Here is a 20342-nt window from a genome sequence, read left to right as displayed (position 1 = left end):
TCGATGAATATCAATTCGGCAATCGAGCCGTATCTTTCGAGCGTAACGGAAAATTCACGCAATTGAAATGGCCAGTCCGTGTAAGCCGCGAAGAAGGCGATCCAATACAATTTGGTTTCAGAACGCAACCATCTCCCAGAACGCCGGAAGGAAACTCGCCGCGATGAAAATGAAATCCCCGTTGGTCCGTCTGTTGAGCATCGCCCTGGTTCTCGCTCTGACGGCAGCCCCGGCCATCTCCCAGGCGCCACCCGCGCGCCCGACCCCACCCACTCGCGACCCCCACACGCCCGGGTATGTCGCAGCCAAAGAACTGCCCGACGGCACAAACGCCCCACCGGACGCCGACGGAAACTTCATCCTCGGTCCCACCCATAACCCAGCGCCCGACATGCAGCCCAAGGACAGCGTCCCGCAGGGCACTGTAGTCGAGTTCACCATGAACTCAGCCGATAGCAAGTTCTTCCCGGGAATCGCCCGCGACCCAAACACCTTCGGCACTCCCGATCCGACCGATCCAGCCAAACTCATCGTAACCACCAGCCATCCCGCTCCGTACACGCGCCACGTAGCCGTCTACGTCCCTAAACAGTACGTTCCCGGCACAGTCGCGCCCTTCATCGTCGGCGCGGACGGGCCTGATCGTGCTCTGTTCACCGCTCTCGATGGCCTCATCGCAGAGCATCGCGTCCCCGTGATGATCGCCATCTCCATCGGTAACGGTAGCGGCGACGCCCAGGGCAGCGAGCGCGGCCTCGAATACGACACCATGTCCGGCCGCTATGCCGAGTTCGTCGAGCAAGAAGTTCTTCCCCTCGTCGAGTCCCAGGCCCACGTCAAGCTGACCAAAGATCCCGATGGCCGCGCAACCATGGGTGGAAGCTCCGGAGGCTCCTGCGCCCTGATCATGGCCTGGTATCACCCTGAGCTTTACCATCGCGTTCTGACGTATTCGGGCACCTACGTAAACCAGCAGTGGCCCTCAAATCCCCAAACCCCCCACGGCGCATGGGAGTTCCATGAGCATCTCATCCCAACCACCCCGGCCAAACCACTGCGAATCTGGATGGAAGTAGGCGACCGAGACCTCTACAATCCAAACGTCATGCGCGACAACATGCACGACTGGGTTGTAGCCAATGAAGAGATGGCCAAAGTGCTAGCCGCCAAGGGCTACCATTATCAATTCGTCTTCGCCCGGAACGCTGGCCACACCGACCGCGCCGTAAAACAGCAAACGCTGCCCGAAGCCCTCGAATATCTCTGGCAGGGTTACCCCATCGCCGGCGCAAAGCACTGATTTGAGTGCGTCACAGCGGAAAGACAGGATTGGAAGCTCCCGCCTCCAGCATCACAAGCGGGAGAATCCGGCATTGTCGCCGAACAATCAGTAGGGCGGGAGGGAAGCTCATTTCCGAGCTTTCCGCCGTCCGCGCTGAACCTGGAACCTCGGGTACCTCTCCGCCCACACTGCTCGATGAGTGCCTCGACCGAGCATGCGCGAATTGAAAATCTGGCCCTTTAGCCACACTTTTAGCCGTTGCCGAAATCCGTTCCGCTGACGGAGCCGACCCTCGGCGGTGAATAGGATGATTGAGAGCGAAGCTACGGAGGTAAAGGGCCAATCAAGACTTTCCAGTACTCTTAGCTTTTTGCTCCACTAGCCGGGCGGTCCAAACCCTCACTCGAATACATGGGGCATCAACATCTTTGCTTCAAGACATTTGCTCCCCGTTACTCTTTGAACAAGTGCGACGCGTGGGTGACCGTCGCGTTTGCCCGCATTGCGGCGGCGACCATGGCCGCTTCCGTCAGCATCGTGTCATTTGCTCCGGCCCGACGCGCATCTTTCATATGCAACTCAATGCAGTAAGGACACTGCGTTGTCAGCGCGACCGCCACCGCCATCAGCTGCTTGTGCAGGACATCGATGGCGCCGTCTTTGAACAACTCTGCATTAAAGGCCCAGAAGGCTTTCATCACATCAGGCGCATTCTCATCGAGCTTCTTGAGCTTAGTGAGATTCCTCATATCAAACATGTGAGTGGCTCCTTTTCGGTTTTTTGTAAAGCGCTTCCGGCTAAGAGGGTGCGGAAAGCGCGTTTGGTGATGCGATTCAGGGGTGACTCCCCAAAACGCACTCCGGTGTCATCCGCGAAGAATGGGGGCTCCGAAGGGAGCGCCGGTCAATCCGCCGTCAACCATCAGCTCGACCGCATTAATGTACGATGAATCGTCCGAGGCAAGAAAAAGCACAGCCTTCGCTAATTCCTCTGGCTCGCCCCAGCGGCCCAGCGGAACTGCGGAAGAGAAGAAGTCGGAAAGTTTTGCGGATTCCTCTTGAGTGGCATCGGCGCGCGGCCCGCGTTTCCAGATGGGAGTCTTCGTCGCTCCCGGAGCCACCACGTTCACGCGAATTTTGCGCGGTGCAAGATCCGCAGCGATGGATCGCGCCATCGAGACGAGTCCGCCTTTCGTGGCAGCATAGGCAGCCACGCCTGGTTGACCGAGATAATTGTGCACCGATCCGTTGAAGATGATGCTGCCGTTGTCGTTCATGAGAGGAGCGGCTGAATTGACGGTAAAGAAAGCACCGTTGAGATTGGTGTGGACTACCCTTTCGAAGATGGCTTCGTCGGTCGTGCCAGTCGGCGTCCTGCCAGAAATGCCTGCATTGGCGAAGACGATGTCAAGTTTGCCAAAGTCTTTGGCGAGTTCAGCGAAGAGCTTCTTGCGGTCCTCCGCAACCGTAACGTCGGCGCGATAGCCCTGTGCCTTCGATCCCAGCTTGGCGACCGCTTCATCGAGTGTCTGTTGATCGCGACCCGTAATTGCGACTTCAGCGCCTTCAGAGATGAAAAGGCGGGCTGTGGCCAGGCCGATCCCGCTGTTTCCTCCGGTAATGAGAGCCTTCTTGCCTGTGAGTTTCATGATTCCTCCAGGAACCCGCGATCGAGAGCCTTGACGTCTCGCCGGGAACGATGTAGCTCCCAGCGGAGTCGTTCATTGTGGCAGCTCTTTGCCTGACTGTTCAGCCACCATGTAAGCGGCATACCAGTCTGCCCAGTTCGCGTCGCGCTGCCCGATGCGCTTCTCGTGCTCGCCGTGGGCGGCCTCCGCACGCCGAAACGCGTTTGCCAGATCGTTCGCTGATGCAAAGGTCGTCGCCGTGTTGTCGATGCGACCCGGAAGCCGCGTCGTGATTTCCTGGAACAGCCAGCCGTTCCCGTCCGGATCTCTGAACGAGGCGAACGAGCGGTAGCTGCGATGCTCGGGATCAGGGCCGTTGACTCGAATCCGTCCAAACAGGTAGGGCTCGTCCGGGCCGGAGTACACGTCTGCAGCGCCGTGGAATACTTCGCTGACCTCAACGCTATGACGGAGCAGATTCTTGCGCGCGGTCTCGATGTCGTCGACGATCAGATAAAGGCCCTGGGCTGAGCCGGGAGCCGCCCCGGTGACGTTCTTCCCGAAGATGACGGAGCACCCGGAGCCAGGTGGTGTGAACTGAATCACACGATAATCCTTACCGTTGTCGTAGTCGGCGTCGAGTCGCCACCCGAGCCTCCCGTAGAACTCCTTCGCGCGATCGACATCCGAGACGGGGATAACGACGATTTCGAACTTCATGTCGACTTTCGCAACGCCAGCATCGCTGGCGGCGTCGTTAGATTGAATTTCATACGTCGTATTTGCCATGTCTTTCCTCCTTTGCGTTCAACTAAATCGCTGAATGCGAGCGTCAGCCAGCAAAATCACATGTTCCCGAAGGCGTGGCGTTCGATACCTTTTGCAAAGTGAGCCTCTCCTGCAAGTCGTGAGCTTCTAAACGGGATTCACGGGCAGCTTGGAGAAGCTCTCACGGAATGATCGGGGAGGCAATTCGCTTCTCTCCTAGCGGAGCCACGAATCATATTCCTGAATTCACACGTTCTGTCGTTGATGTTCTCGACGCTTACGCCCCGCAACATGCCCATCTTTGAGCGCGCGTCAAACGTCTGGTTTGGAAGGAATCTTAGGGAATCGAGGTCGCCGATCTTTCTGCTTGGGGGCCCTGCAGTTCGTGAGCGGCTTTAATCGGCGAGCACGGGAAGCCGAACGCGAACCAGTATATACCTGAAAGCGGTGAAATCTGCGAAGTCACTATTGATTAGACTATTCGCCACGCTCCGAATGCGCGAAAACCAATAATTGTTGGTTCTTGGTAACGGGCTGAGTCACTCATGCAGCCGATATGCTGGCTTTTTCCCGGGTTCAGGAGAAATTAGGAGGCTGCCCAAAACTGGAGCCGGACATGGGCGCCGTTTTTCTACCGTTCGGAGATCCAATCGGACCGTAGCTGATCGTATCCGGTCATCGCCGCGCTCTCTCCAGCAGCTCGACGATTAAACTCCGTAGCTTTTGGGACGGATGCCGCGATCGCCGACAGCTTGCGAACCAGGTTTTGCACGCCAGACAACGCAGAATTCAAATTCTGTTAACCGTAGATTAAAAATCGCCTATTGGTTTCTGCCTATCTTAAGCAATATGACACGTATTCTAAGAAACATTTCCTTTTCCTTTTTGGCAGGCCTGATCTTCTTACTTAGCGCAAATATAGTAAGAGCTCAGTTTGAGGACGGCAGCATTGTCGGCGCCATCCACGACAGTTCGGGAGCCATCGTTCCCGGCGCATCCGTCTCCGCTACCAACACCGCTACAGGCATCGTCGCCACCACCACCACAAACTCCTCCGGCGAATACGAGTTCCCCTCGCTGCGTGTCGGCGTCTACACCGTCAAGGCAGAGTCGCAGGGCTTCTCCACCGCAGTCGCGGAAAACATCAGCGTCTCCGTTTCCGGCCGTACCCGCATCGATCTTTCACTCAAGGTCGGCGGTTCCGATAGCACCGTCGAAGTCAACGACGTCGCGCTGTCGCTCGAAACCGACACCAGCCAACGCGGCCAGACCATCACCAACTATCAAAGCGAAGCGCTTCCGCTCGTGAGCCGCAATTACTCCGACCTGCTCGCGCTCGTCACCGGCAGCCGTCAGGCGCCCACCGCGGCCACCACCAGCTCCATCAGCAGCCTTGTGCGCGAGGGCGCATACAACGTCAACGGCCAGCGCAGCATGTTCAACAACTTCCTGCTCGACGGCATGGACAACAACGCCTACGGCGAAAGCAATCAAGGCTTCGACAACCAGATCATCGCCATCGCGCCTGACTCCGTCGCCGAGTTCCAGGTCGTGACGAACAACGAGAGCGCCGAGTACGGCCGTTCCTCTGGGGCCACCATCAACGTCGCCTCCGCTTCCGGAACGAACGCTTTTCACGCCACAGCCTACGACTTCCTCCGCAACACCGATCTGAATGCCGCAGGCTTCTTCAAGCCCAACGTCGTCAGCAACACCGGCGCAGTAACTCCGTTCAAGAAGCCTGCCTTCAACCGCAACCAGTTCGGCATGAACTTCGGCGGTCCGATCCAGAAAGACAAACTCTTCTTCTTTCTCGACTACGAAGGCTTCCGTCAGGATCTGACGCCGCTCACCGTACTCACATTGCCCACTCAAAATGAGCTGAACGGCAACCTGGTCGTGCCCGTACGAAACCCAGTCACCGGCGCCATCTACCAGGCCGGTACCTCGATTCCCACCACCGCCATGGACCCGCTCTCCGCGCAGATCGTCGGCTACTTCAAGCAGATCTCCCTCCCGTCTGCCGGCCTGTCAACCACCGGCCTCAATACCAACGATTATTCGGTGCAGGCGCCCTTCACCGATAACGCCGATAAAGGCGATCTCCGCCTCGACTACCAGCAGAACGCCAACAACTCCTGGTTCCTGCGCATCAGCGACCGCAAGGAGACCGGCGTCAATCACGTCACCATCCCGCTGCCATTGGACGGCCAGACCAACGGCACCATCCGCATCCTCGACCAGCAGGTTGCCCTCGGTTACACCCACCTCTTCGGTCCCAACAAGGTCCTGGATGCCCGCGTCGGCATCTCGCGCACCAAGGCCGGCAAATTCAACCTATCCATCGGCGACAACGCGTTCCAGATTCCCGGACTCCCCACAAACCCAATCGTCGCCGGCGGTCTCCCATCCGTCGGAATCACCGGCTTCAGCGGCTTCGGCCGTCAGAGCACCAATCCCCAGTGGCAAAACCCGGCATTGCTCGATCCCAAAGTCAACTACACCTGGGTCAAAGGCAACCACTCCCTCAAGTTCGGCTACGAATACGAGCACATCTGGATGGCCGTCAACGACAACAACCCGCTCTACGGTTCCTGGACCTACGGCAGCGGCTACAGCCTCTGTGACGCCGCCACCTCGGCGCTTTGCTCCACCACCAGCACCGGCACCGCAGCCCCAACCGCGCCCGTCTCCGATACCTACTGGGCGGACTTCCTCTTCGGCACCACCACCAGCTACCAGCTCGCCAACTACTTCGTAGCGCACCTTCGCCAGACCCTCGACAGCGCCTACGCTCAGGACGACTGGAAGGTCAGCCCCAAGCTGACGCTCAATCTGGGCGTTCGTTGGGAATACGGCTCACCCTACTCTGAGTGGAAGAACAACATCTCCAACTTCGACCCGACCTCTCAGACCGTCCTCACCACCACCCCCGGCGCAGTCGCGGCCAACGGAATCACCCCCGTCAACTACGGCGGCGTCTACGGCAAGACGCTCGTCGATCCAGACTACGCAGACTTTTCCCCGCGCATTGGCTTCGCCTTTGCCGCGACTCCCAAAACAGCCATCCGCGGCGGCTTCGGCACGGGCTTCGTCCACTACACCCGCGCTGGCTCGGGCGACATCCTCGGCATCAACGCCCCTCAGGCGCAGTTCGCCGCTGTCACCCAGATCAAGCCCAGCACCACCGACCAATGCGCTTCGCCGCTTCCGTCGCAGATCATCGCTGTGGGCTCAACCACCCCAAGCTGCTACGCCACGGCCAGCCAGGGCTTCCCTTCAGGTCTCGTAACCACCTTCAACAAGGCCACCGACAACATCACCTGGGTTCCCAAAAACACCCGCGACAGCTACGTCGAGAGCTACTTCCTGAGCATCCAGCAACAGCTCGCCAAGAACTCCCTCATCGACATCGCCTACGTCGGCAACCACGGCGTCAAGCTGCAAGGCTTCCTCAACGGCAACCAGAAGAACCCGTCGCTCGGCTTCACCCGTCCTTACGGCAACTGGCCCAGCGACATCACCGAAGCGCTCAACGAATTCTGGTCCAACTACAACGCCCTCCAGGTCCGCTACGAACAGCGCATGGTCGCCGGCCTCACCCTGCTCAACTCCTTCAGCTGGGAGCACTCGCTCGACAACGCCAGCGCCTCGCTCGAAGGCAACACCCCCTCGCCCCAGGACGCCAACAACATCAAGGCCGACTACGGGCAATCGGATTACAACCTGCCCATCGCCAACGTCACCAGCCTCGTCTATGAGCTGCCCTTCGGACACGGCCGCAAGTTCCTCTCCGGCATCAACGGAGCCGAAGACACAGTCCTCGGCGGATGGCAGATCAGCGCCATCAACACCGCCCAGGCAGGCACCCCATTCAATCTCACCTACACGCCCAACAGCGCGCAGCAGGTCTCGCAACAGATCTCAGCCACCTACCGCGGAGCCAACGAGTATCGCCCCGATTTCGTGCCTGGCCAAAAGGTCACGCAGGGCCGTTCCAGCCGCGCCGCCAACACCGGCTACGTCAACTACATCAACTACAACGCCTTCGTGCTGCCGCCTATTCACGACGCAACCGGCGTTACCGTCCTCAGCCCCTTCGGCAATTCATCCCGCAACCAGGGCCGCACTCCGGCCTTCAATGAAACCGACCTCGACATCAACAAGAAATTCAGCACTCCCATCGAGAGCCTGAAGATCGAGTTCCGCACCGAGATCTACAACCTCTTCAACCACACCAACCTCTATCTGCCCAGCACCATCAGCGGCACCCAGGGTACCACCGGCGACACCCTGAGCACCGGCGCAACGCCAGGTCTCTCCGCGATCACCGGCGGCCTGCCCACCAGCGGTGGCCAAATCTCCAGCACCTTCGAGCCGCGCATAGTCCAGTTCGGCCTGAAGATCATTTACTAACAGAACAGCTCACAACAACCCGGCAAGACCACAACAGCCTGCGGCATCCGCAGGCTGTTGTGCATTGCAACCGTTGTTGCTTTTGCCGTTGCCTTTCTGTCTGTCATTCCCGGAGGGAATCTGCTTTTCCCCGTTACACGGAGCCTGTAAGTCGCCAGTACCCTCATGCAGCGCGTTCCTCTTTCGTCGCGCTGTTCCGGGCCTCGATTGCCTTGACACTGTTTACAAACGCCTTTTCCAAAACGCCCTTGCCGATGCTCCCAAGCACGAAGCCTAGCAGCCACCCCTTGAGGTTCTTGCCGTCGCGAACGACAACCACGTCAATATCGGTAGTGCCGTTGGGGCGGCGCGTGAAGGTGTAAACGTGGCCCGAGGCGCCTCCCCACACGTTGGAGTCTGTCGTCGTGAGAACGACGCGGCGAGGATCGGACCAGTCATAATGCAGTCGCTCCCAGACGCCGCCAGAGCCTTCGGTGACGTCAGCATGCGTGCGGTCTCGCTGATGCACCTCCAGGTACTCGTCGGCGCTGTTGCCAAACAGCTTCGAGCGGCCCGGTCCGAAGTCAGTGAGCCCGGCTATGTACTGCTCGGGCATGAGGGTAGTTGTATGGTGCAGATGAATCGTAGACATTGCTTCTCCCTTGTTGGTGAACACAGTTTGTCAGACGGCTGAGAAAGCCGTCCTCCGAGTAAATGAAATAGCACCGCCGGATTCTTTCGGCGACGCACTGATAATCAGGCGATCAGCGGGTTGCCGCGTTGCCCAATGGTTCCTTTGTCAACAAGCCATCGAAGACGTAGCGCATGAAGGTTTCGAGCGATGCGTCACTCTTTTCTGCCTGAGAACGTAAGAGCGCTCCTTCCCAGCTGTTGAGTAGAAAACCAGCCAGCAACTCGGGATCTGTATCCGCGGGAAGCTCTTTCTGTTCGACCGCCTGTTGTACGACGGCCGCGATCTTGTCTTGCCAACGCGCGAAAGAGACGCTGATCTGTTTCCTCAACTGTGGACTTTCCGCCGCCATCTCCAGAGTGAAGCGACCCATCATGCACCCGGGAATCCGTCCCTTCTGGCCGTAGGTCTTCACAAGATCGCTGAAATAACGCTTCAGGCGTTTCAACGGCGGCGTCTTCGAGTCGTTCAGAACGGTTGCCGTATGTTCTCCTTCGTGCGCGACATACCTTTCCAACGCAGCCGCGGCAAAGTCTTCTTTGCTACCGAAATGGTGATAAAAAGAGCCCTTCGGCACATCTGCCGCCTTCAGAATGTCGCTCAGCCCGATGGCGTTGTATCCGTTCTGATGCATCAGCGTAAGGCCCACGTCGATTAAACGATCACGCGTCGATTTTTCTGTCATAACAGGCTCCTCGCGGCTCTTCCTTGAGTGGCGTGGAAAGACCGAATGGCCCTCGCGGCGCAGCAGCGAGAGCCAGAACGGCAGAAGGCATCCTGAACAGGCTCAGCACTGAATCCCATAACGAGCCGCCGGTTTCTGACGGGAAAGGTTCGGACCCAGGGCTTTGCGTGCCGCCTCGTACTTCTCCCAGTCCGCAACATCAGGTAGAGATGGAATGGTAATCAGCTCATGCCGGTCGAGGCCGGCGAGGGCTGCATTCACCATATCCTCAGCCGTCATCACGATCTCGCTCGGCAGATGCTCTACCGGGCGGCCGGCCTTTTCCCACAAAGGCGTTGCAGTCGCTCCCGGTAACACCGCCTGCACGGTCACGCCCTTGCCTTCCACTTCGTTCTTCAGTGCTTGCGTGAAGTTCACAACGTAAGCCTTGGAGCCGCTGTAGCTCCCGTTCAGAAGCTCCGGCGCAAGGGCGACGACAGAGGCGATGTTGATGAGAAGTCCGTTTTTGCGCGCCACGAAACCCGGCAGAGCGGCATGGGCCAACCGCGTCAACGCGATGACATTTAGATAGATCATGTCCTCGAGATCGTCGATCTTTGCGTCGAGCAGCTTCGCTACGCTGGCCGCACCGGCGTTGTTAACTAGCGCAGTGATTGTGGGATCGGTGCTCAATCGCTCTGCCACGCGCTGAACGTCTTCCTTCTTCGTTAGGTCGGCAGAGATCGTCTCGATCCTGCGGCCGGTGGACTTCAATCGTGCGGCAACTTCAGCGAGCTTCTCCTCGCTGCGAGCAACAAGAATAAGATCGTAACCGCGTTTTGCAAAGCGATCAGCGTAGACAGCGCCGATGCCGGTAGAAGCGCCCGTGATAAGCGCTGTGCCTTTGAGTGCTGACATGGTGTAATACTCCTGAATTTCCGGGATTTTTTTCGTGCCGCATTGATAGAGTAGACCGGTCGGTCTAGCGATTCAGAAAATCCTTCTTCTCTGGCGCCTAATTTCTCAAGTCACACGCAATCCGTTGCCTCTGTTGACTTTCTGGATAAGGACTTTAGAAGCGATCTCAAATTCCGATGTCCTGAGCTCCCCCTGTCACTCATTCAGGCACAATCCAATCACGGCTCAAGTTGCGCCACGCAGAGCTCAGAGCGTTTTCAGCCCCAGACCCAACTTGCGTAGAATTACTTGCCAATCGGGCACACTGAAGTCAGGCGCCAGTATTTCGCGGGCCTGATCTTCGACCGAACTGCCCTGCCAATATCTTCAGGGAGGGAATTTTATTGTGCTTTTTAAGCGCATTAAACGCCCATAAAACGGCATTTTAGCGGCATAATTTGTTGTACAACTGGCAGAATACAAATGGCTTACGAGGAAAAATGTAGTACCCCCCTACCCCCGGGTAGTAGCATTCCATGTTTCCGCGCCAATATCCCGCTGGATCGCCCGCTCAAAACAACCCGGCCGCAGTCTCCTGCGCCATGTAGTCAACCACAGCTTTGAGGTCGCCAGTTTTTGCAAACACCTCTAGCTGCCGGTCAGCGCCAGTGCCGGTTTCCAGTATGTGGCGAACACCATTGATCGCGGTGCGGCTGCCCAACTCATCCACCACAGGATCTATCAGGTCGAGATATTCACGGATCAGGTCACGTTCCGGCACCTCGGCCTCTTTGCCGAAGTCGATCAGATTGCCATCCAGTCCATAGCGCACCGCGCGGAACTTGTTCTCCATCAGCAAGGGCCGTGCGTACTGGCGAAAGTCCTGATTCGACTCATGCAATCGATAAAGATACGCAGCCGTAGCCTGGATCAACGCGGCAACGGCAATCGACTCCGACGCGCGCAGCGGAATATCGCAGGCCCTCACCTCAATCGTGCTGAAGTAAGGATGCGGACGAATATCCCACCAAATCTTCTTCCCGTTATCGATGCAGTTCGTCTTCACCAGCAGATTCACATAGTTGTCGTACTCCGAATAACTCGCAAACGCGTCCGGAATGCCAGTGCGCGGGAAGTTCTCGAATACCTTCGCCCGATAACCCTTGTACCCGGTATTAAGCCCAAGCCAGAAGGGAGAATTGGTCGTTAGCGCCATGATATGCGGCAGAAAGTAGCGCATCGAATTCATGATCCGAATCGCCACTTCGCGATCCTCGATCCCCACATGCACATGCAACCCAAAGATCAGGTTGGACCGCGCAACTAACTGCAGATCCTTCACCACCTGGCGATAGCGCGGATCGGGATAAATCTCCTGCGTCCGCCAATCCGCAAAAGGATGCGTCGCCCCAGCCACCAGCGTCAGGTTGTTTTCCTTCGCCAGCCGGATCATCTCCCGCCGCAGGTCGTACAGATCCAGGCGGGCGCACTCGATGTTCTCGCAGACCCGCGTGCCGACTTCGACAACGGACTGGTGCATCTCAGCCTTGACCCGCTCCTCCAGCCGCATCTTGCCCTGCGAAAGCATCTCCGTCGCAATGTGAGAGCGCAGATCGCGGGTCACCGGATCGATAGTCTGGTACTCCTCTTCAATGCCGAGCGTGAACGATGGCCGCATTGCATCTCCCGAAGAACATTTTTCAGAGCTTTCGCCAATTGTAATGCCGCAACAGGAAAATTCTCCGCTAACGCCGCGTCAAAAGCCCGGCAACTGGGAACTCCACCCGACGATGCCCGTCCCGCATTTCGTCCTGTTTCGCAGGCGCGAGTGTTCCCAGAAGCGAACCGAGGAATGGTTGGTCAAGATGCTCGTCTGGGAATAACCCGAGTATCGACAGGAAACTCAAATCTGTCATCACATCAGCACTTGCGCGACACTGTCATAACTATGTAATATTTCGACTCACCCATCAAAGCTAGAGGGAAATAACTCTATCAGGGGGGTACTCGTGACTGAACTGTATGCTGTTCTGAAGTCTTTCTTTGCCTGGTCGTCCGAACCTGTTGTTCAATGCGCAATGTGCGGAAAGCATGACTTGAAATCAATCATGATTCTTCAGAGCAACGCCTTCTATATCTGTAAGCGGGATTGCTGTGAAGAAAAATATATGCGCCTGAGGGTCGGGTAGTCAGCCATCGTCTTCGTCGAGCATCCCGTCTCTTGGCGGCGGAGGCTAGGTCTCTGACCTATTAGGTCGCTCACCAAAGCCAGAGGGCCATGACTTTCCAGTAATTTATGGTTAAAGTGTGTTCTGGTTGGCAGTATTTCTTTGCCCGGTTTTCCTGCGAGTCAGCGAAATGGATGAGCTGCAAAAGATGACTGTCCGGTAGCTCAGTTCACCCCAGGCGTAAGCTCTGAAATTGTGACGCCCAGAGCCGCGGCCAGATCATAGATTGTCCGCAAGCCGGGCCCCGCTTTCCAGTTCTAGACCTCGACAGATTGATCCTCTTGACCCGCTTGATCCGCGCAATATCCGCCCGTCCGGAAGGAACTTCGTGGGGACGCAGCAGGCCGCCCTCAAATCACGAATCCTCTGACGTAAATTATTTTCGCCTAATTTTCGCCTTTTGGTTTATTCTTAAAGAGTGAAGCGATGAACCTCTTCTCCCAGCTCGAAGTGGAGCCAACACACGAGGAAGTCTTTCCGGGCGCGGTCCTGATGCGCGGATTGGCTCTCCCCGAGGACAAGGAGTTCTTCGCCGCAGTCGAAACCATCATCGCTGCAGCGCCTCTACACCACGCTGTAACTCCAAGTGGTCTGCCGATGGGGGTTATGGTGACAGATTGCGGCGATCCCCGCGCCTTCGCTAACCGCTGGGACCCGAACAATCCCCAGCGCGTCCTCTCATGGCCGCCCATGCCCCGATTGCTCTATGATTTCGCGATCCGGTGCGCAGTGCGCTCGGGCTTTCCGCGCTTTCGCCCAGATGCCTGCCACGTCAATCGCTATCAGGCAGGCACCAAGCTCGGCTTGCATCAGGACCGGCACGAATGCGACCTGCAGCAGCCAATCGTCTCTGTCTCCTTCGGGCTCGAATGCATCTTCCTGCTTGGCGGCCTGCAGCGCATCGACAAGCCCCGCCGCATCCTGCTCGAACATGGCGACGTGATCGTCTGGGGAGGCCCATCGCGGATGCGCTTCCATGGCGTACAGCCGCTAAAACCCGGCTGCCATCCACTTACTGGTCCATATCGCTATAACCTGACCTTCCGCAAAATCGCCTAGCTAGTTTCATGCGACCTAAGTAAAACGTTTGACTACGCTATCTACCGCTGCTAAGATTCCCGATCCATGGAGAGGTTTTCATGGATCAACTTGATCAACTGGATCGACGCCGCTTTCTTGCCGCTTCTTCAGCCTTAGCCGCTGGTTCGCTGTTGTCGCGCCATGCTTTCGCTGAATCCAGAGCGCAATTTCCGAAGGATTTCCTTTGGGGCATGGCGACTGCTTCCTATCAGATCGAAGGCGCATGGGATGAGGACGGTAAGGCCGAATCGATCTGGGATCGCTACACGCATACTGTCGGCAAGATCAAAGGCGCAGCGACCGGCGATGTCGCCTGCGACTCCTATCATCGATACCGCGAAGATATCGCCATTCTGAAACAACTCAATCAGAAGAGCGGCCGCTTCTCTATCTCCTGGTCGCGCATTCAGCCATCGGGCACAGGCCCAGCCAATCCAAAGGGGCTGGATTACTACAGCCGCTACGTCGATGCTCTGCTGGAAGCGGGCATTCGGCCATTCTGCACGCTCTATCACTGGGACCTGCCGCAAGGCCTCGAAGACCGTGGCGGCTGGCCCAACCGCGATCTTGCCGGCTACTTCGCTGATTACGCCGGAATCTTAGCCAAAGCTCTCGGCGACCGCATCGCTGTTTGGGCTCCATTCAATATGCCGTGGGCCTTTACTTACTATGGTTACGGAATCGGCATTCATCCGCCGGGCCGCGCCGAATATGGGCTGTTTATCAAGGCCGCGCACACCGTGGCGCTGGCGCAGGGCGAGTGTTCGCGAGCTATCAAAGCCGCTTCTTCCAAGGCAACAGTAGGCAGCGCCTACAGCATGGCTCCGGGTTATCCAAAGACCGACAGCGAAGCCGATATTGCGGCGACTGCGCGTTACCACGCCATGAATAACCTCTATTTCCTCGAAGCCGCGATGAAAGGCGAGTATCCGAAGGCGTTTGTGGGCGAAACTCCATTTGAACTGATGGGATATAAAGCCGGCGATGACAAGATCATGAAGGCGCCGCTGGATTGGGTTGGATTCCATTACTACACCCGGCGAGTTATTTCGGATGCTAAGAACACCGGCTCCGCAGGCCCGGCGCGATTTGGCACCGAGACGGAGTCGGACGCACCGGATGCAAATGGGCGCGATCCCTACACGCGCTTTCACGCGATTATGCCAACCGACCATCCACTAACTGAAGCTGGGTTGGAAATCTATCCTCATGGAATTTATGACTTAGTGATGCAGATTACCCGCGAATACAACAAGCCGATTATCGAAATTACAGAGAGCGGCTGTTGTTACAACGACACTCCTTACGACGCTGAGGGTGGGCATGTGCCGGATACGCGAAGAATAGCATTCTTTCGCGGGCACTTGAGCGAGCTGGCGCGCGCCATTCACGATGGAGCCAGGGTGCGTGCCTATCATGCATGGAGCCTGTTGGATAACTTCGAATGGACGGATGGTTACACCCAACGCTACGGGCTGACTTATGTGGATTACCGCAGCCAGAAACGAGTCGTCAAAGACTCCGGCCTCTGGTACGGGCAGTTAGCGGCCACGGGCCAGTTATAGATCACACCGTTATCCAACGCCGACTTCGGCTCGTTCGGCCTTGGCTTTCTTCTTCGCGGGCGACTTCTTTTTCAGCTTTGGAGCAGGCGCTGGAGTGGCGCCGAGAAAAGCTGACCAGCGCAGTTCGAGAACGTGAGGAGCCTTTTGGGCCTTCGCGATAGCCAGCGCTGCAACCTCTGAAACGATCCACTCGAAGTTTGCTTCACCGACTGAGTGCAGGTCGGCATCGGGTGCAGGATTCATGAAGTCGATGGCGTAGGGAATGCCGTTTTCGACGGCGAACTCGACGGTGTTCAGGTCATAGCCGAGGGCCTGGCAGAGTTTCAAGGCATCCTGCTCAACCCGCTTGAGCAGCTTCTTGTCGTACTTTGGCGGATTCAGGATGTAGCGTTCGTGGTGCGGATTACGCGGGTCGTAAGGCATGATGTGGACCTTCTTCTGGCCGACGACGTAACAGCGGAAATACTCTTTGAAATCGACGGCCTTTTGATACAGCATGCAGAGGTCGCGCGACTGGTCGTAGGCGTGGAAGAACTCTTCGCGATTGTGGATGTGATAGACGTCGCGCCAACCGCCACCATCGACTGGTTTCATGAAGCCGTGTTCGCCGACGTAGTTGAAAACAGCATCCCAGTTGAGCGGGTATTCGAGGTTGCGCATCGACCGATCCGTCGTGCCCTCGGGGTGTTTCTTGTGTGGCAGGATTACGGTTGGAGGAATTGCGACACCCATCTTATCGGCGAGCGAATAGTTGAAGAACTTGTCGTCGGCGGACCACCAGAAGGGATTGTTGATGATCACCGTTCCGTTGAGGGCGGCGTGCTTGAGATAGGCACGATAGAAAGGAATGTCGTGCGAGATGCGGTCGACGATCACGGAATAGGGTGGGGCTTTGTCGAGATGGACGGCGCTGGTCTCGACAAACTCGGCTGTGATGCCGTCGACGTGCAGGGAGTTGATTCGCTCTACCAATGCACCGGGAAAGCTGTTTTCCATTCCAAACAGAACGCCTATTTTTTTCATCGTTGCCGCCTCCGTGCCTCTAGTCTATGGCACGAAATTGGAAATATTGGGCAATTTGAGACGTGTGGAAGAGTGGCGTTGCTGGTGCGGAACAATGCGATGTTCCACGTGGAACAATTTGAGAGGTTGTTGAGGGGCGAAATAAGTCAAGCTGGAAGGGTTGTATGTGGTTTGTTTTCCTTGAGTTCTATTTGCGTAATATATGGCTGTTTGTGCCTAGGATTCTGGCGCGAATCCGGGAGATAGCGCTGGCGCTATGTCACGGATTCGCGTCTTGGATTGTGGAGTTATCGAGTAGCTTCAGGTTTATTGGGCTGCTGGGGTTGCGGCCGGGGAGTTCCACGCTATGTCTACGGTGAGAAGAGTCTGGCGGAGGGATTCTACTGCGGCTTTTTCTTTTTCTGTGAGGGCGGCGATTTCTTTTTGGGTGGATTGCAGGTTGTCTTCGGCTTGATTCAGTTCCTCCACGAAGCGCTTGGCGGCGTCGTTGCCTTTGAGTGCGGTGAGATTTTCGCGGGCGCGGGTTTCGTCGCTGGTGAGCGAGGTGCTCTTTTGCTCCAGTTCGTGGAGTCTGGCCTTCATTTCGATGATGGATTGCTGGGCGGAATAGAGCGGCTTCAGTTTGTCCTGCAAAGCCGGGACTTCTTCGGAGAGACGTTGGAGCGGGACGACCTGGTCGATGTCTTCGTTGATTTGCCAGTATTCGTACTCAGGGCCTTCGTCGGCGAAGAGGAGCGACGCGGTCTGATGCGATGCGACGGGCAGGCGGAACCTGTAGAGGCTGGGAGCTGTCTCGGCGGCTTTGCATTCGGGCGAGAGGTTGCGGTTGGGGCGGCGTTGTACTTCGATGACGACGACGCGTGGGTCTTCTGCAGAGTTGATGGCGTCATAGGTCATCCGGCTCTCGGCGGCGTAAGTCTTCTTGACGAGGCCGCGCGTGGTGATGCTGACGCTGCGAATTTCGCGTTTGCCTTCTTCGGGATGCTGCTTGACGCGGATGGGCTGATCGGCGGCGTAGGAAAGCAGGCGCTTTTCGCCGGGGTGGATGGGGTCGAGGAGGCCTTGGCCGGCGAAGACGCCGCTCTCGAAGATGGAGAAGCTGCCGCGGTCGAAGGTGAGTTTGGAGGTGTTTTCTAGCCAGATGGCGCGGAATGGGGTTCGTTCGGATTGGCTCCATAGGGTGACGCGCTCGGCGGGAAGGTTTTCCTGGAGGATGGGGACCATCGCGGACTCGTTTTTGTGGATGGTTACGGGTTGGGCGAGGTTGTACTGGAAGAAGTCGTCGAAGGTGTTGGTGTTGACGTCGCCTTGCGTCAGGGCGCTGGTTACGTCATATACGCCGCTTCCAATCCGGCGCATGCCGCCTCCAGAGTTGCCACCGTAGCCTGAGCTGACGGTGACGGGGGGTGCGTTGCTGAACAAGGAGCCAATGACGCCTCCCGCTGAGCCGGAGCCAATCCCTTGCATGCCTGCTACGCCGACTGAGGCTGGCGGGGCTGCATCCATCCCCATCTTGACCATATTGGGGACGACCTGCATCTGGTTCATCTCAGCGGCTTCGTGGGTTTGTGGGGTGGTCATGGCGGTGGTGGAGATGGCGATTTCCGGGCGACGGAGGTACAGGGGTTGGCTTAGAGGCTGGATGAAGCTTTGCGGTGCTCCGGCGACGAGCGAGAGTTGGACGTTGTCCCAGTCGGAGCCGATGGTGTTATCGACTACGGCCCAGCCTTGCAGGATGGCGTTGCTGGTGGAGTCGCGGGGAAAGACGATGCGGTAGGTGGATTTCCAGACCGGGACTCCGCTGATGTAGCTGACGCGCAGTTCGCGCTGACCCTCGCCGCGATCTTCGAGCGTGAGGTGGCGCACCTGCTGGTTCTGCGTCGAGGCGATGATGCCGAGGTAATCGGCAAATTGCTTTTGCAGGGATGGGTCGATCATGCGCACGGAGACGGAATCGGTGAGCTCGGCGGTGCGCAGCGCTCCCGAATCGGTCGCGACGATCAGGAAGTGATGATCCTCGGAGGTTGCGCCGTTCTTGTCCGTCTCCCTGCGAAATTCAATGTTCACGAGCCTGCCTGTCAGAGGCGTGCCTGCGCCGGTGACTTCGACGCGCTGCCCGCGAAGCGCGTGGTAGACAGCGATTGTGGGAGGATAATCCGGCAGGCCGAGGGCGAGCGTCTTCAATTGCTGGTCGATGGGCATCGTGGAGTTGTAGCTGACTGCGCTTACTTTTCCGTCTTTGCTGTCGAGGGCGGTCAGGGATTGCAGCACGTCGTTCAACTGTTCGGAGGTGAAATCGATGGCCACCTGCTGGTTGCCGGTGATGGCGCCGGAGTGCTCGAAGTAGCCGATGCCGTTTTTATAGAGGACGACCTGGTGAACTGGAAGGTCTTTGACCGTTGCGGGGGTGGCAAGCGCGTTTGCGACTAAGGAAGATTTGGTAATTGGAGCGGGCTGTTGGGCGATGGCGCAAGTTACTGATAAGGCGCACAAAAGGGCGAGAGCGTGGCGCATGAGGCCTCCTCGACAGCGGTTCGGCGATGTGGGTGAAACGAGCCTGGAACTGCTATTGGCTTGGACAACGCGCGACGAAAAATGGTTCCCGCTGGTGGAGATTTTCCTGAGTTGTGGGTGTGGTGGTTATGTTCTTCGCGGAGATAAACAGGGAATCCTAGCCGGTATTCCCTCAGGGGCTAAAGCCCGGCAGGTTTTGTGGTCTTTATGTACGGGCTGAAGCCCGTACCCTTCAAAGCTGAGGCCCGTACCTTGCAAAGCTGAAGGCCGTACTCCTCACAGCGTTACGCACACCCTTGAATGCGCTTATAGGACCTTTTCTGTGATGAACCCCTGTTACGACTCTCCGAACTAGACTTTTGCGGAGGTGATGGGGACGAGCTTTTGGAGTTGGGCGATGTGGTTCAGGTCGTGGCCGGCCATGGTTTCGATGAGGGTGGAGAAGGTCATGGTGCCGCGTTCGGGGTGGGTGACGGGCTTTTTGGCAGAGGATTGCGGGGCTTTGCGAATGAGGATCAGGTTCCACTCGCGCATGGCGGTGAATGCGTTGAGGGCTTGCCGCGCGGTGACGCCGTGGTAGGTGGCGGCCCATTTGTCCTGGTCGAACGGTTGGAGGATGTGGTGATCTTCGGCGAGGGTCTGGCGAAGGCGGAAGCCGAAGGCTACTTCGGTGTCGGCGAGATGGCAGAGGATTTCGGCCGGGGTCCATTTGCCGGGCGCGGGTGGGAGGGCGATGCGGTCGGGTCCGATGGATTCGGCGAGGGCTTCGAGGATTGCGGGGGTGGAAGCGATGATTTCAGGGACTGGACGGGAGTCGAGGAACTTGGCGTAGGGGTTGAGTTCGGGCATTGTTGGTTCTCCGCGATCGGCCTGATTTTAGAGTAACTCCGGGTGCGAGGGTGTGGATTTATAGATTCTGAGCCATTTCGGCGAGCTTGGCTACGGTGTTCATGTTGCGGGCTGTGCCGGTTTTGGCTGCGGGGATTTTGAGTTTGGAATTGCCCTGGCCGTCGGGGTAGTAGGCGTAGATTTCGCGCAGGCCGGGCTGGAGTTGCTCGGTGGTCTGGTTGGAGATGGTTTCGAAAGCGTTGGCTGGGGGTGGCGTGTCGAGGAAGATTGCTACGGTGCGGTTGCCGGGCATCTGCGCGAAGGGATTGGCGGCGAGGACGGCGGCCATTTCGGGGGCGGTTCGGACGAGGACGCCGACGGGTTTTCCAGCGTAGCCGGCGAGGGCGGCTTCTAGGGTCGATTTCACCTTTGCTTCGGTGAGTTTGCTTTGGAAGACTACGTTGCCGCTGGCGATGTAGGTCTTCACTTTTGTGAAGCCGGCTTGCTCGCACATGGATTTGAGTTCGGTCATGGGGAGCTTGCCGGTGCCGCCGACGTTTACGGCGCGAAGAAGGGCGATGTAGGCGGGCATGGCTGCTCCTCGTTGCGAGAGATGGTCCGAGATTATGCAAGCCGGGATGGGATGGTCAACCTCTGAATTGGCAGTGGATCATTTGAGGATATTGACCCTCAGGGGCTAAAGCCCCGATGATTGGCGATGGTTATGTACGGGCTAAAGCCCGTACCCTTCACTAAAGCCGGTATCTTCACTAAAGCCC

The 20342-nt window shown here is 57.6% G+C and carries 15 protein-coding genes; 4 read left to right on the top strand and 11 right to left on the bottom strand.

The genetic code is table 11. The features are described from left to right. Window positions 1–163: 163 nt before the first annotated feature. Window positions 164–1300 carry an alpha/beta hydrolase gene (locus OHL23_RS25655; protein WP_263354901.1) on the top strand — a complete coding sequence of 379 codons (1137 nt, stop codon included), beginning with the start codon at window positions 164–166 and terminating at the stop codon, window positions 1298–1300. A 434-nt stretch (window positions 1301–1734) separates the two neighbouring features. On the opposite strand, the gene OHL23_RS25650 is transcribed toward OHL23_RS25655, so the two are convergent. The 3 genes from OHL23_RS25650 to OHL23_RS25640 all read right to left on the bottom strand — a co-directional run bounded on the left by OHL23_RS25650 (window position 1735) and on the right by OHL23_RS25640 (window position 3699). Next, the gene (locus tag OHL23_RS25650; RefSeq protein WP_263354900.1) at window positions 1735–2040 is read right to left on the bottom strand and encodes a carboxymuconolactone decarboxylase family protein; all 306 of its coding nucleotides are present in this window, start codon (window positions 2038–2040) and stop codon (window positions 1735–1737) included. 108 nt (window positions 2041–2148) lie between these two features. Then, window positions 2149–2931, bottom strand: a complete 783-nt coding sequence (locus tag OHL23_RS25645; RefSeq protein ID WP_263354899.1) for an SDR family NAD(P)-dependent oxidoreductase — start codon at window positions 2929–2931, stop codon at window positions 2149–2151. Window positions 2932–3003: 72 nt separating this feature from the next. After that, a complete protein-coding gene (locus OHL23_RS25640) occupies window positions 3004–3699 on the bottom strand; it encodes a VOC family protein (protein ID WP_263354898.1) in 696 nt (231 codons plus the stop codon). An 828-nt stretch (window positions 3700–4527) separates the two neighbouring features. Between OHL23_RS25640 and OHL23_RS25635 the strand changes: the two genes are divergently transcribed. Continuing rightward, complete coding sequence (locus tag OHL23_RS25635; RefSeq protein WP_263354897.1) at window positions 4528–8094, top strand: TonB-dependent receptor; 3567 nt, start codon at window positions 4528–4530, stop codon at window positions 8092–8094. 163 nt (window positions 8095–8257) lie between these two features. Here the strand turns inward: OHL23_RS25635 and OHL23_RS25630 are convergent, their stop codons facing one another. From OHL23_RS25630 to OHL23_RS25615, 4 genes are all read right to left on the bottom strand, one after another. Beyond that, complete coding sequence (locus tag OHL23_RS25630; RefSeq protein ID WP_263354896.1) at window positions 8258–8725, bottom strand: hypothetical protein; 468 nt, start codon at window positions 8723–8725, stop codon at window positions 8258–8260. A 112-nt stretch (window positions 8726–8837) separates the two neighbouring features. Then, window positions 8838–9449 carry a TetR/AcrR family transcriptional regulator gene (locus OHL23_RS25625; protein ID WP_263354895.1) on the bottom strand — a complete coding sequence of 204 codons (612 nt, stop codon included), beginning with the start codon at window positions 9447–9449 and terminating at the stop codon, window positions 8838–8840. A 102-nt stretch (window positions 9450–9551) separates the two neighbouring features. Beyond that, complete coding sequence (locus tag OHL23_RS25620) at window positions 9552–10346, bottom strand: SDR family NAD(P)-dependent oxidoreductase (protein WP_263354894.1); 795 nt, start codon at window positions 10344–10346, stop codon at window positions 9552–9554. A gap of 550 nt (window positions 10347–10896) precedes the next feature. After that, window positions 10897–12003: a carboxylate-amine ligase gene (locus OHL23_RS25615; RefSeq protein WP_263354893.1), complete on the bottom strand. Its 1107-nt coding sequence runs from the start codon at window positions 12001–12003 to the stop codon at window positions 10897–10899. Window positions 12004–12979: 976 nt separating this feature from the next. Here OHL23_RS25615 and OHL23_RS25610 point away from each other — a divergent pair. Together OHL23_RS25610 and OHL23_RS25605 are read left to right on the top strand one after the other, a co-directional pair. Continuing rightward, window positions 12980–13612: an alpha-ketoglutarate-dependent dioxygenase AlkB gene (locus OHL23_RS25610; RefSeq protein WP_263354892.1), complete on the top strand. Its 633-nt coding sequence runs from the start codon at window positions 12980–12982 to the stop codon at window positions 13610–13612. An 80-nt stretch (window positions 13613–13692) separates the two neighbouring features. Beyond that, the gene (locus tag OHL23_RS25605) at window positions 13693–15198 is read left to right on the top strand and encodes a glycoside hydrolase family 1 protein (protein ID WP_263354891.1); all 1506 of its coding nucleotides are present in this window, start codon (window positions 13693–13695) and stop codon (window positions 15196–15198) included. 9 nt (window positions 15199–15207) lie between these two features. On the opposite strand, the gene OHL23_RS25600 is transcribed toward OHL23_RS25605, so the two are convergent. The 4 genes from OHL23_RS25600 to OHL23_RS25585 form a co-directional block, all read right to left on the bottom strand. Next, the gene (locus OHL23_RS25600) at window positions 15208–16221 is read right to left on the bottom strand and encodes an ATP-grasp domain-containing protein (RefSeq protein ID WP_263354890.1); all 1014 of its coding nucleotides are present in this window, start codon (window positions 16219–16221) and stop codon (window positions 15208–15210) included. Between the two features lie 306 nt (window positions 16222–16527). Next, window positions 16528–18735 (bottom strand): hypothetical protein, encoded by a 2208-nt coding sequence (locus OHL23_RS25595; protein WP_263354889.1) that lies wholly within the window; start codon window positions 18733–18735, stop codon window positions 16528–16530. Window positions 18736–19086: 351 nt separating this feature from the next. Beyond that, entirely contained in the window at window positions 19087–19584 is a 498-nt protein-coding gene (locus tag OHL23_RS25590; RefSeq protein ID WP_263354888.1) for a DinB family protein, read from the bottom strand. A gap of 58 nt (window positions 19585–19642) precedes the next feature. Continuing rightward, a complete protein-coding gene (locus OHL23_RS25585; protein WP_263354887.1) occupies window positions 19643–20155 on the bottom strand; it encodes a DUF1697 domain-containing protein in 513 nt (170 codons plus the stop codon). Window positions 20156–20342: the final 187 nt, after the last annotated feature.

The organism is Acidicapsa acidisoli (assembly GCF_025685625.1).
Classification (GTDB): Bacteria; Acidobacteriota; Terriglobia; order Terriglobales; family Acidobacteriaceae; genus Acidicapsa; species Acidicapsa acidisoli.
Note: the sequence above shows the minus strand (reverse complement) of the source record. Positions and strands in the feature narration are given on the sequence as shown.

Coding starts and splice junctions, on each gene's coding strand:
- OHL23_RS25655 (WP_263354901.1), top strand. CDS start 164: ATGAAAATGAAATCCCCGTTGGTCCGTCTGTTGAGCATCGCCCTGGTT.
- OHL23_RS25650 (WP_263354900.1), bottom strand. CDS start 2,040: ATGTTTGATATGAGGAATCTCACTAAGCTCAAGAAGCTCGATGAGAAT.
- OHL23_RS25645 (WP_263354899.1), bottom strand. CDS start 2,931: ATGAAACTCACAGGCAAGAAGGCTCTCATTACCGGAGGAAACAGCGGG.
- OHL23_RS25640 (WP_263354898.1), bottom strand. CDS start 3,699: ATGGCAAATACGACGTATGAAATTCAATCTAACGACGCCGCCAGCGAT.
- OHL23_RS25635 (WP_263354897.1), top strand. CDS start 4,528: ATGACACGTATTCTAAGAAACATTTCCTTTTCCTTTTTGGCAGGCCTG.
- OHL23_RS25630 (WP_263354896.1), bottom strand. CDS start 8,725: ATGTCTACGATTCATCTGCACCATACAACTACCCTCATGCCCGAGCAG.
- OHL23_RS25625 (WP_263354895.1), bottom strand. CDS start 9,449: ATGACAGAAAAATCGACGCGTGATCGTTTAATCGACGTGGGCCTTACG.
- OHL23_RS25620 (WP_263354894.1), bottom strand. CDS start 10,346: ATGTCAGCACTCAAAGGCACAGCGCTTATCACGGGCGCTTCTACCGGC.
- OHL23_RS25615 (WP_263354893.1), bottom strand. CDS start 12,003: ATGCGGCCATCGTTCACGCTCGGCATTGAAGAGGAGTACCAGACTATC.
- OHL23_RS25610 (WP_263354892.1), top strand. CDS start 12,980: ATGAACCTCTTCTCCCAGCTCGAAGTGGAGCCAACACACGAGGAAGTC.
- OHL23_RS25605 (WP_263354891.1), top strand. CDS start 13,693: ATGGATCAACTTGATCAACTGGATCGACGCCGCTTTCTTGCCGCTTCT.
- OHL23_RS25600 (WP_263354890.1), bottom strand. CDS start 16,221: ATGAAAAAAATAGGCGTTCTGTTTGGAATGGAAAACAGCTTTCCCGGT.
- OHL23_RS25595 (WP_263354889.1), bottom strand. CDS start 18,735: ATGCGCCACGCTCTCGCCCTTTTGTGCGCCTTATCAGTAACTTGCGCC.
- OHL23_RS25590 (WP_263354888.1), bottom strand. CDS start 19,584: ATGCCCGAACTCAACCCCTACGCCAAGTTCCTCGACTCCCGTCCAGTC.
- OHL23_RS25585 (WP_263354887.1), bottom strand. CDS start 20,155: ATGCCCGCCTACATCGCCCTTCTTCGCGCCGTAAACGTCGGCGGCACC.